The sequence below is a fragment of the Mycobacterium sp. AMU20-3851 genome (assembly GCF_043974665.1).
In the GTDB taxonomy this organism is placed as follows: domain Bacteria; phylum Actinomycetota; class Actinomycetes; order Mycobacteriales; family Mycobacteriaceae; genus Mycobacterium.
On record NZ_CP146371.1, the window covers coordinates 5493323 to 5503811 of the forward strand.

At 67.1% G+C, this 10489-nt stretch carries 11 protein-coding genes; 3 read left to right on the forward strand and 8 right to left on the reverse strand.

Annotation, left to right across the window (positions count from 1 at the left end; all coding sequences use genetic code 11):
• Window positions 1-54 precede the first annotated feature (54 nt).
• A complete protein-coding gene (locus V4U86_RS26360) occupies window positions 55-1512 on the reverse strand; it encodes a DHA2 family efflux MFS transporter permease subunit (protein ID WP_395308788.1) in 1458 nt (485 codons plus the stop codon).
• A gap of 273 nt (window positions 1513-1785) precedes the next feature.
• Between V4U86_RS26360 and arr the strand changes: the two genes are divergently transcribed.
• Entirely contained in the window at window positions 1786-2223 is a 438-nt protein-coding gene (gene arr, locus V4U86_RS26365) for an NAD(+)--rifampin ADP-ribosyltransferase (RefSeq protein WP_395308789.1), read from the forward strand.
• A 14-nt stretch (window positions 2224-2237) separates the two neighbouring features.
• Window positions 2238-2945, forward strand: a complete 708-nt coding sequence (locus V4U86_RS26370) for a 3-keto-5-aminohexanoate cleavage protein (RefSeq protein WP_395308790.1) — start codon at window positions 2238-2240, stop codon at window positions 2943-2945.
• Between the two features lie 142 nt (window positions 2946-3087).
• Here V4U86_RS26370 and V4U86_RS26375 read toward each other — a convergent pair whose 3' ends face one another.
• From V4U86_RS26375 to V4U86_RS26400, 6 genes are read right to left on the reverse strand one after another with little or no spacing between them, the layout of a single operon-like run.
• Complete coding sequence (locus V4U86_RS26375; RefSeq protein WP_395308791.1) at window positions 3088-3876, reverse strand: SDR family oxidoreductase; 789 nt, start codon at window positions 3874-3876, stop codon at window positions 3088-3090.
• Window positions 3867-5504: an N-acyl-D-amino-acid deacylase family protein gene (locus V4U86_RS26380; protein WP_395308792.1), complete on the reverse strand. Its 1638-nt coding sequence runs from the start codon at window positions 5502-5504 to the stop codon at window positions 3867-3869. Before V4U86_RS26380 ends, V4U86_RS26375 begins: the two co-directional genes overlap by 10 nt.
• Window positions 5501-5800, reverse strand: coding sequence for a hypothetical protein (locus tag V4U86_RS26385; RefSeq protein ID WP_395308793.1), 300 nt, complete (start codon window positions 5798-5800; stop codon window positions 5501-5503). The genes V4U86_RS26380 and V4U86_RS26385 overlap by 4 nt, the downstream gene beginning before the upstream one ends.
• A gap of 27 nt (window positions 5801-5827) precedes the next feature.
• On the reverse strand, window positions 5828-6631 hold the full coding sequence (locus tag V4U86_RS26390) for a hypothetical protein (protein ID WP_395308794.1): 804 nt from the start codon (window positions 6629-6631) through the stop codon (window positions 5828-5830).
• Between the two features lie 24 nt (window positions 6632-6655).
• Window positions 6656-7585, reverse strand: a complete 930-nt coding sequence (locus tag V4U86_RS26395; RefSeq protein WP_395308795.1) for a dipicolinate synthase subunit DpsA — start codon at window positions 7583-7585, stop codon at window positions 6656-6658.
• Window positions 7582-8469, reverse strand: coding sequence for a dihydrodipicolinate synthase family protein (locus tag V4U86_RS26400; RefSeq protein ID WP_395308796.1), 888 nt, complete (start codon window positions 8467-8469; stop codon window positions 7582-7584). The genes V4U86_RS26395 and V4U86_RS26400 overlap by 4 nt, the downstream gene beginning before the upstream one ends.
• Window positions 8470-8580: 111 nt before the next feature.
• On the opposite strand from V4U86_RS26400, the gene V4U86_RS26405 reads away from it, so the two are divergent.
• Complete coding sequence (locus tag V4U86_RS26405) at window positions 8581-9648, forward strand: LacI family DNA-binding transcriptional regulator (RefSeq protein WP_395308797.1); 1068 nt, start codon at window positions 8581-8583, stop codon at window positions 9646-9648.
• Here the strand turns inward: V4U86_RS26405 and V4U86_RS26410 are convergent.
• The gene (locus V4U86_RS26410; protein ID WP_395308798.1) at window positions 9635-10420 is read right to left on the reverse strand and encodes an SDR family oxidoreductase; all 786 of its coding nucleotides are present in this window, start codon (window positions 10418-10420) and stop codon (window positions 9635-9637) included. The two genes, V4U86_RS26405 and V4U86_RS26410, sit on opposite strands and share 14 nt — an antisense overlap.
• Window positions 10421-10489: the final 69 nt, after the last annotated feature.

Consider the following 10489-nt stretch of genomic DNA (forward strand, 5'->3'; position numbering starts at 1 on the left):
ATCGGCGCCCGTTCTCTCGATTGGCACGGTGAATTCAGCCTACGGGAGTCACCGCTAGTGCACCGGTGTGCCGCCTGCCGGGCTGGGCTGCGACGCGGTGAAGAACGCCGTGATCACGGCGACCGCCCCGATCGCCGCGGCCACCACGAAGGCAGCGTGCACCCCGGCCATGTCCGGGGTGCCGCCCGACGTCGACGCCTTGGTCATGACGGTTATGAACAGGGCGGTGCCAGCTGCGCCGGCCACCTGCTGCAGGGTGGTCATGATGGCGCTGCCGTGCGAGTACAGCCGGTCCGGCAGCGCACCGAGCGCGTCGGTCATCAAGGGCGTGAACATCATTGCCAGGCCGAGCATCATGACCGTCTGCACCGCGATGAGCTGCCAGACCTGTGTGCTCGCCGAGAGCAGCGCGAACCCGCACAGCGCCGCGAACAGCATGATCGACCCCGGTACAACCAGGACCCGGGCACCGTGCCGGTCGTACACCCGCCCGACCGGAGGACCGGCCAGACCCATCAGCAGGCCACCCGGCAGGCTGGTCAGACCGGCGACCAGGGCACTGCGGCCCAGTACGTCCTGCACGTAGAGCGGCACCATGATGATCGCGCCGAACAGTCCCATGAAGCCGATGACCACCAACGCCACCGACACCGAGAACCGTCGGTAGGTGAACGGACGCAGATCGAGGAAGGCCCGCTCGACCCGCTGCAACTGCAGCTGCCGCGCACCGAACAGGATCAACGCGACCGTGCCGGCGGCCAGCGGAATCCATGCCGGGACGCCCTGGCCGCTGTGCCCGGCCAACTCCGAGAGCCCGAACACCAGTCCTGCGAACGCGATCGCCGACAGCGGCACCGAGACGGGGTCGATCGGTGCCGGTCGCTCCCGCTCCTCGGCGACGCGCAGCCACACCCATCCGGCGGCCAGTCCGAGCAGCGCGATGGGTAGCACGATCCAGAACATCCACCGCCAGTTCAGCGAACCGAGGATGAATCCGGACAGGGTCGGCCCGACGGCGGGTGCCACGGCGATGACGATCGAGATCGTGCCCATCGTCTGGCCGCGCCGTTCGGCGGGGATCAGTTTCATCACCGTCGTCATCAACAGCGGCACCATGACGGCGGTGCCGCACGCCTGCACGATCCGTCCCGTGAGCAGGACGGCGAACCCCGGGGCGAGCGCCGAGACCAGCGTGCCCGCGCAGAACATCGACATCGACCCCATGAACACGGCACGCACCGAGAACCGCTGCAGCAGCGAGCCGGACATCGGGATCACCACGGCCATGGTCAGCAGGAAGCCACTGGTGAGCCACTGCGCGGTCCGCGCGGTGATGTCCAGGTCGGTGATCAGCACCGGCAGCGCGACGCTCATGATCGTCTCGTTGAGGATCATGACGAACGCGGAGAAGACCAGCAGCGCGATGATGACGCCGGCGGTCGGTGCCGCCTTGGGCGTCTTTCCGTCCAGTGGTTCCGCCTCTGTTGATCGGGTTACCGGCCCGGTACTCATGCACACTCCCTGAATTGCGGCACCGGATCGGTGCGGCGTTCCAGAGTAGACGCGGCGCGGCGGGTCGGCGAATCAATTTCGCGCGCGCGTGCCGGAAGTCTCAATTCGCCGGTGGTGCAGGCGGTTTCAGTGGGCTCGCGACGGGGTGGGTGGCGATGTGGCCGGGGCCACGTTCGGCTCCCACTCTCACTATATGGCCTGGGTGTGGGCTTGCCGCAAGCCCCCGGCAGGCATGTACCGTCGCCGGATCACGGACTACGCATGGGGGTGCTGATGGCAGACATGGTCGATACGCCGGAACGTTTTTTCGTACACGAGTCGGGGGCGTACCTGCACGGGACGAAGGCCGACCTGGCGGTGGGCGATGTGCTGGTGCCGGGCCGGCCGTCGAATTATGACCCGGAGCACATGTCCAACTACGTCTACGTGACCAAGGTGTTGGACGTCGCGGTGCTCGCCGCCGAGCTGGCCCTGGGCCAGGGCCGCGGTCGGGTGTACATCGTGGATCCGCAGGGCGCGGTCGAAGACGACCCGAACGTGACCGACAAGAAGTTTCCGGGGAATCCGACGCACTCGTACCGCAGTGCCGAGCCCATCCGCATCATCGGGGAGATCACCGACTGGACGGGCCACTCCCCCGAGTATCTGGAGCAATTCCGGGCCGGCCTGGCGGAACTGCGCCGCAAGGGGCTCGACGTCATCTACGACTGACTGAGGGAGACGCCATGATGCTTCAGGTCTGCCCCAACGGACCGCACGGGCCCGCGCGCGTGCCGATCACCGTCGAGGACATCGTGGACAGCGTGACGGCCGCGGTGGCAGCCGGCGCGCACGAGGTGCATGTCCACCCCAAGGCACCCGACGGAACGGACAGTCTGCGGCCCGAGCACGTGGACCCGGTGGTGCGGGCGTTGCACGGCAGGCACCCCGGCCTGCCCGTCGGGGTCACCACCGGAGCCTGGGCGGTGCGCAACCCTGCGGATCGCCTGCAGCAGGTGCGCGGATGGGCGAGCCGTCCCGACTACGCCTCGGTGAACTGGCATGAGGAGGGCGCCGAGGAACTCGCGGATCTGCTGCTCGACATGGAGGTCGGGGTGGAAGCCGGACTGTGGTTTGTCGAGGCAGCCGAGGCCTTTCGCCGGTATCCGCGCGCGGGTGAGTGCACCCGGATCCTGATCGAGGGCACCCGCCCGGAGCTCCGGGAGGCCGTGGCCGAGGCGAAGGCGATCGCCGCGATTGTGTCGGCGCTGCCGCTGCCCGTGCTCTGCCACGGGGAGGGTGCGAATGCGTGGACGCTGTTCCGACTGGCCGTGGAGGCGGGGTTCGATTCCCGGATCGGGTTGGAGGACACGTTCGCGTTGCCCGACGGGCGGGCGGCTCATTCGAACGCGGAGCTGGTGCGGGCCGCGGTGGAGTTGATGGGCAGGGGCTGACGTTCGTTCTCGATCTGGATGGCGATGGCTCAGCCCATTCTCGTCCGGGCTACAAGTGCAGGGCACCAACGCTTTTCGCGATGACGAACAACCCGCTCTGCACATCGTGGATAGTCGGCCGGCCCCAAGAGGTCGGGGTCGGTCAGTGAATGCTCTCGATCATGCCACCATCGATCCGAAGCACGGATCCGGTGATGTAGCCGGCACGATCGCTGGCCAGGAACGCGATGGCGTCGCCGTACTCGCGAGGGGTGCCGTAGCGGCGGACCGGAATCCGGACCAGGTACTCGTGCTGCACTTCCTCGAGAGTCCGGTTCTGCTGCTCGGCGCGCAACACATCCCGCCCGATCGCGGCCGGACTCGCGATGCGGCCGGGCACGACCACGTTCGCGGTGACACCGTCGGGACCCACCTCACGCGCGACGGTCTTCGACCACCCCAGCAGCGCCGAGCGCAGCGTGTTGGAGATGCCGAGCATCGGGATGGGCACCACCACGCCTGAGGAGGTACTGGTCACCACCCGCCCCCAACCCCGTTCACGCATCCCCGGCAGCACCAGATCGGCCAGATGGATGACCGAGGCCACCATCGACTCGAAGTAGCTGCGCCAGACGTCCATCGACACACCCGTGGCGGCCGTGCTCGGCGGTCCACCGGTGTTGTTGACCAGCACATCGACCGGCCCGAGGTGTTCTCGCACCTGGTCGACCAGGTCCCGTTCGGCATCCCGGTTGCCCAGTTCGGCGCCGAAGGCCCGCACCGACCCGGTGGTGTCCCCCAGTGCTGCCACGGTGGCCTGCGCGGCATCGAGATCGCGGTCCGCACAGGCGACCTGCGCACCCTCGGCGACGAAGGCCTCCGCGATTCCGCGGCCGATGCCGCCACCGGTGCCCAGTACCAGCACGGTGCGGCCGGCGAGTCCTAGGTCCATGGTGTGAGCCTCTCTCGTTCGGTGCGGGTGTGCCGCAGCACCTTGCCCGGCCGGGCCTCGGTCTCGGTTCCGGCGCGCACGACCGGCACGCCGGCGACGAAGACGTCGTCGATGCCGGTGGCGAACTGATGTGGGTCGACAAAGGTCGCCTGCTCGCGAACCCGTTGCGGGTCCAGCACCACCAGATCGGCGACCATGCCGGGAGCGATCCGGCCGCGGTCGGGCAATCCGAGCCGGTCGGCAGGCAGCGATGTCATGCGCCGGACCGCTTCGGGAAGCGACAGCAGGTGCTGCTCCCGGACATAGCGCTGCAGCACCCGGGCGAATGTGCCGTAGCTGCGGGGATGCGGCGTCCCACCCTCGTCGGGGTGCATCGTCCACCCGTCGCTTGCCACCGCGACCCGCGGGTGTGCCATCACCCGTTCGATATCTTCGTCTCCGATCGCGAAGATGACGACCTCGACCGCGCCGTCACGCCCCAGTAGATCGAGCATGACGTCGACGGGCTCACCGCCCACGGCGGCTGCGATCTCGTCGAGGCGACGGCCGACGAACGGCGCGTGCTCCTCCAGGCCCACCGACGAGATCATCACGGTGTCCGGTTCGAAGTCACGTTTCGGCCGTCCGTCGGTCGGGCCGTCAAGAACCTCGGTGCGGATCTCAGCCCTGGTGACCGGATCTCGTAAGCGAGCCGCCAAGGCACCGGCCCCTCCCTCGGCCGCCCAGCCCGGCACCAGCGCCAGCATCGTCGTCGATGAGGCCGGGTATGGGTACTGGTCCAAGGCAATGTCGGCACCCGCGGCGATGGCCTCGTCGATCCGCTGCAGCGATATGGCGGTGAGTCCCCAGTTGCGCCTGCCGAGCACCTTGTGGTGGCTCAGCTGTAGTCGCGCACCGGATCTCTGGGCGATGTCCAGCGCCTCGTCCAGCGCGACCAGCAGCTGTTCGCCCTCGTTGCGCATGTGGGTGCTGTAGATCCCGCCGTGGGCGGCGACCACCCGGCACAGTGCGACCAGTTCATCGCGGCCGGCGAAGGTTCCGGGCGGATAGATCAGGCCGGAGGACATGCCGAAAGCCCCTGCCGCCATGGACTCTTCAGTCAGCGAACACATGTCGGCGAGCTCACGATGGGTTGCGTCGCGACGCTCGTACCCCATCACGGCGATGCGCAGTGCACCGTGCCCGACCAGCGGCGCCACATTGACCGCGATTCCGATCTCGGCCAGATGTTCGGCGTAGCCGGGCAGATCGTTCCACTGCCAGTTCAGGTCCCGGCCAAAGATGGCGGTGGCTTGCCGTAGCTGGTCGGCATGCTCCCCGGGCCCCACCGGAAACGGAGAGAACCCGCAGTTGCCGACGACCAGGGTGGTGACCCCTTGACGGACCATCGACGATGCCGACGGGTGGGTCGGCAATGAGAAGTCTGCATGCGTGTGGATGTCGACGAACCCCGGTAGGACCGCCCGGCCCGACACATCGATGGACTCGCCACCACCGCCCAACGATCCGGACGGAGCGACTTGGGTGATGCGGCCGCCGTCCAACCGGATATCGGCGGCCACTGCCGGGCCTCCGGTGCCGTCGATCACCACACCACCGGTCAGAACACCGTCGAACGGACGGGTCACACCGACTCTTTCTCGGCCGGCTCGTTCTTCGCGACGGTCATCTTCAGGTTCCACTGGACGTTGCGCATGAACTGCACCGATAGCATCGGGTGAATGCCGCGGTCGACCAGGCCGTCGTAGTCGAAGGTCGTCATCAGCTTCTTGGCTTCGTCATCGAGCTGATAGCCTTCCACGAAATCCTCAGGGGCGGACATGAACTCGTTGAAGAGCTCATCGCTTTCCTGAATATCGTGAATCAACCGCGCCAGCTCGTAGTCCTGGTGCCGCGGCCGAGGATAGTACAGACCGTCTGACATAGGTTTTCCCTTCCTCTGCAGTAGTTTTCAGAACTCGATAACCGCGTAGCCGCAGTGATCGTTGGGGACGTAGGTGATGTGCTGTGCCTTCGGGGCCGTACCGCGGGCTCCGATCGCAGCGGCCCAGTTGCGCAACTCCGTCATGCCATGGGTGTCCAGCGCCTTGGCGCTCATCGACGCCAGCTTGTCGATCTCACCGTTGCGCAGCCAGCCGAGGATTTCCTGGTCGTACGCCAGGTCCGGGTCGTGGTAGCGAGAGGTGCCGGGATAGTGCGACATTCCGCCAGTGCCCAGGGTGCCGACCCGCAGTCCGGCGTTGTCGGCCCACCGTGCGATCTCTCGGCCGAGTTTGAAGCACCGCGAAATCTCGGGCTGCGGCGGCACATAGGTGTTCAGGATGATCGGCAGAATAGGTACGTCCAGTCCGCCCTGCATCGCGAAGTGCAGCGGCACCATGAAGGAATGGTCCAGCACCTCTTTCTGACTCCAGGCCGGGTCGAAATCGTTGGTCAACAGGTGGTCGAGCAGCGAGTTGGCCAGATCGGGCCGGCCCGGCAGTTCCACGGTCTCCTGGTTGAGTGCCGCGACCACCGGAGAGCCGGTGTAGATCGTCATCGCCGGGACCAGGTTGAAGAAGTGATTGTGGATGTGGTCGAGCGCGATCACCACCAACACATCGAGTTGAGCTTCCTGGATCCGCTGTCCCATCCGGCGCATACCGGCCTGCGTCTCGGCAAGCACCTCGGGCGAATCCTGGCGCTCGAGGAAGATCTGCGGGGCATGCGAACTGACGAAAGCGATTTCGACACCCGGTTCTTCACTGGTTGACATCAACTACTCCTCTCGGTGACGGGGTCACGACATCGACGTCGCGTTTGGTTGCCGTTCTGGCACTTGCGGTCTGCTCTCGACTCCGTCGGCGATGAGCTCTTGGAAGAACTCCAGCTGCGCCTCCGCCATGGACACGGGGGCCCGCAGGCCACCCAGCCCCCGGACCCAGTTCACGTCGAGACCCGCACCGACGAGGGCCTGGTGATCCATCCCACCTGGGGGCGAGGCGATATCGAAGATCCGCGCGGTGATACGACTGGCCCCCACCGACACCGGCACCGCGTCCGGGGCCGGCACGGTGTTGACGACGATGTCGGCGGTCTCCATCACCTCGACGCGGTCGATATAGGCGACCGGCCGCGCGCCAAGCTGGCGGGCACGCTCCCGATCCCGCCGGGACCGCGCGGCGACCACGACCTCACACCGCATGGCCAACAGTAGTTGGGTGATCGCCAGACCGGTGGAGCCGAATCCCAGGACGACGAACAGATGCTCGCGCAGCAAGCGGTGGGTGCTCTCCACCAGGACCGCGACCAACGCCTCGGAGACCGCCGTGGCGGTCTTGACGACCAGTCCCGAATCCGCCTTGGTCTCATGAATGGCGATTCCGAGATCTCCGCACAGTGCGCGCACCTGCTCACTGGCCCGGCCCAGCACCAGTCCGCCTCGTTGTGCCGCCGATGCCGCCAGCAGATCGCGATCGAGCCGGATCGGGATATCGCTTGCCGGAGAATACACTTCATCGCTGATGGTGAGCCCCGGGTACGGGCACAACACCCAGTCGGCGCCGTTGACCGCATCACGTGCCGTGCGGGCGCGCCGGTAGCCGGCATGCGGGTCGAGCACTGCTCCGCCGAATGTCCGTACGTCGAGCCCGGTTTCGGCGAGGGTAGTCGCGATGTGATGCTCACGTTCGTCACCGCCCAGTACGGCAACCGCCACTTGCGTGCTCATGCCGCAGAAAGCAGTTCGTCGGATTCGGCCAGTGCCGATGCCAGCGCCTTGACCTCGGTTCGGTCGAGGGGCACATAGGGGGCCCGCACGGCCGCGCTGCCCGCGTATCCGCGCAGCACCATGGCCGCCTTGACCACCCGAGGCTGGCCCAGCGTGCGCACCAGGGCGACATAGGGCTGCAGCGCGGCCATGATCCGGGTCTTCGCCGACGGCGCCACAGCGGGGTCCGCCAGCGCACGGAACGCCTCCGGAAACACCCAGACATTGGTCGAGGTGATTCCCGCGACACCCGCGCCGACAGACGCCGCGCAGGCCAGATCCGCGGCGGCCAGCACCTGCGCCTGCCCGCCGGCCTGCACCCGCACCACGGTGTCGACCATCGCGGCCAGCGATTTGGTGCCCTGCTTGATCGCGGTATAGGCCGGCAGTGCCGTCACCTCCTGCAGCAGCGGCGGGGCCAGATCGACACCGAAGACCGGGTTGTTATAGACCACCAGGTCGTGTTGCAGAGCGGCACCCACCCGTTGGAAGTGCGCCAGCAGGTCGCCATCGGTCAGCTCGGCGGCGAACGGAGCCGACACCATGACCTGGCGGGCGCCCGCATCGAAGAGGCGCTCCCCCAGCATGATCGCGTCATCACCGTTGAGCGCGGCCGCGCCGGCCATCACCACCGTGCCGCTGTCGGCCCGCACCACCTCGTGAGCCAGCCGAACACGCTCGTCGGCGTTGAGCACCTGAAATTCACCATAGGAGCCGGTCAGCAGCACGCCGTCGATGCCGTGAGCGGCGATCTTGGCCACGTTACGAACTACCGCGTCGGTGTCCACGGCGCCCTGATCGTCGAAAACTGTGGGGGCGATCGCATAGAAGTTCGTGAGCCGCATCGACTACCTCTCAGTATTCCGAACTTTAGCGCTTTTGCTAAAGCGCTTTAGCAGCATAAGGTCTGTCGGGTCGGACTGACAAGTCCTTCGAGAAGGTGGGGGAGAGTACACATGCCGCAGCGCCGTCAGACACCGGCACGGTTGATCGATGTCGCGGGGAAGGCCGGAGTATCGCTGACCACGGCTTCCTTCGCGATGTCCGGTCGCCCGGGAGTCAGTGAGGCGGTCGCCGAGCGGGTACGCGCGATCGCGGCCGAGATCGGCTATGTGCCCAATATGCAGGCGCGGTCGCTGGCCAGCGGCGCCAGCTCGACGCTGGGCCTCGTGGTGCACGACATCGCTGACCCGTACTTCGCCGAACTGGCCTCGGCTGTCGTCAGTTCCGCGGCCGATCTCGGTCTGATCGTGCAGATCTGCCAGAGTTCCCGGGATACCCAGCAGGAGATCACACAGGTACGGTCCCTGGTTGCCAGCCGGGTGCGCGGACTGATCATGGCCGGCTCCGGACACACCGGCACACCGGAGGCGCGTGCCACCTACGACGAACTCGAGCGCTTCCAGTCCACCGGCGGCCGCGTCGCCATGATCGGGCGGCACCGCACCCCCTTGGACGCAGTGCTTCCGGACAACGCCACGGGCGGCACACTCATCGGTAATCACCTTCGCGAACTGGGACATACCCGCATCGGGATCGTGGCCGGCCCCGATGATCTGGCGTCTGCGGCGGACCGGCTGCGCGGGGTCACCGAGGCACTCGGCTCCGAAGGGGTCGAACTGCACATCGAGCACACCCCGTTCAGCCATGCCGGTGGCGAGGCCGGCGCCGACCGGCTGCTGACCGCCCACCCCGAGATCACTGCCCTTGTCGCACTGAACGACTCGATGGCGGCCGGGGTCCTGGCCAGCGCTCGCAAGCGCGGTCTGGACGTTCCCGGCGACGTCACTGTGACCGGGTTCGATGATGTCCGGGTGGCGGCCGACCTCGGGCCCGGCCTGACCACGGTACGACTCCCTCTGCACCAGATGGGCACGTCGGCAGTCACATTGGCCCTGAAACAGGCCACCAGCCGGCCCCGCAAGATCCAGGTTCCGGTGGAGCTCGTCGTGCGTGGTTCCAGCGGGCCGGCCCGCGAACGGACCAGCCAGCCCGCGGCCCCCGGCCGCGCTATACGGCGTTGATATAGCCACCGTCCACTCGAATCACCGATCCAGTCAGGTAGGACGCGCAACCGGACGCCAGGAAGGCGACCACTTCGCCATACTCGCGCGGCTCACCGTAGCGCCCGACAGGTATCGAGTCGGTGCTCTGGCGGACGACCTCTTCGTACGGCAAACCCTCACGCTCGGAACGCTTCTCGTCGAGAAAGCGGATGCGATCCGTCGCGATGCGGCCCGGCAGCACGATATTGCTGGTCACTCCGGAACGCCCGACCTCCCCGGCGAGCGTCTTCGACCATCCCACCAACGCCGACCGCAGGGTATTGGACAATCCGAGATTCGGGATCGGCGCGATGACTCCCGACGATGTCGAGGTGATCACCCTCCCCCACCCGCGTTCGACCATCCCGGGCAGCACAAGGTCGGTGACGCCGATGACGGCCAGCACCATGGAGCGGAAGTAGGACTGCCACACGTCCGCCGACTGACCCGCCACCGACGACGGCGGCGGACCGCCGGTGTTGTTGACCAGGATGTCGACCGGACCGAGCGCAGCTTCCACCGCCGCCAACCTGTCGGCGGCGCCGTCGGTATCCGCCAGATCCCATTCGACCGCCACCGTCTGGGCACCGGCACCGCGCAGTCGGCCGTCGATACCGGCCAACGCGTCGCCGTTGATATCGGCCAGACCGACCCGCACTCCTTCGCCCGCGAGCGCCGTGGCGATGGCCCCGCCGAGCCCGCCACCGGCACCGAAGACCAGTGCGGTCCGTCCCGAGATACCTAGATCCATAGTGCGTCCGCCTCCATGTGTGATCGAAAACTCGTAGCGCGCCAGTAACTTAAGCGCTTTAGTATAGTC

Coding starts and splice junctions, on each gene's coding strand:
- arr (WP_395308789.1), top strand. CDS start 1,786: ATGGCAGACATGGTCGATACGCCGGAACGTTTTTTCGTACACGAGTCG.
- V4U86_RS26370 (WP_395308790.1), top strand. CDS start 2,238: ATGATGCTTCAGGTCTGCCCCAACGGACCGCACGGGCCCGCGCGCGTG.
- V4U86_RS26405 (WP_395308797.1), top strand. CDS start 8,581: ATGCCGCAGCGCCGTCAGACACCGGCACGGTTGATCGATGTCGCGGGG.
- V4U86_RS26385 (WP_395308793.1), bottom strand. CDS start 5,800: ATGTCAGACGGTCTGTACTATCCTCGGCCGCGGCACCAGGACTACGAG.
- V4U86_RS26410 (WP_395308798.1), bottom strand. CDS start 10,420: ATGGATCTAGGTATCTCGGGACGGACCGCACTGGTCTTCGGTGCCGGT.
- V4U86_RS26360 (WP_395308788.1), bottom strand. CDS start 1,512: ATGAGTACCGGGCCGGTAACCCGATCAACAGAGGCGGAACCACTGGAC.
- V4U86_RS26395 (WP_395308795.1), bottom strand. CDS start 7,585: ATGAGCACGCAAGTGGCGGTTGCCGTACTGGGCGGTGACGAACGTGAG.
- V4U86_RS26390 (WP_395308794.1), bottom strand. CDS start 6,631: ATGTCAACCAGTGAAGAACCGGGTGTCGAAATCGCTTTCGTCAGTTCG.
- V4U86_RS26375 (WP_395308791.1), bottom strand. CDS start 3,876: ATGGACCTAGGACTCGCCGGCCGCACCGTGCTGGTACTGGGCACCGGT.
- V4U86_RS26400 (WP_395308796.1), bottom strand. CDS start 8,469: ATGCGGCTCACGAACTTCTATGCGATCGCCCCCACAGTTTTCGACGAT.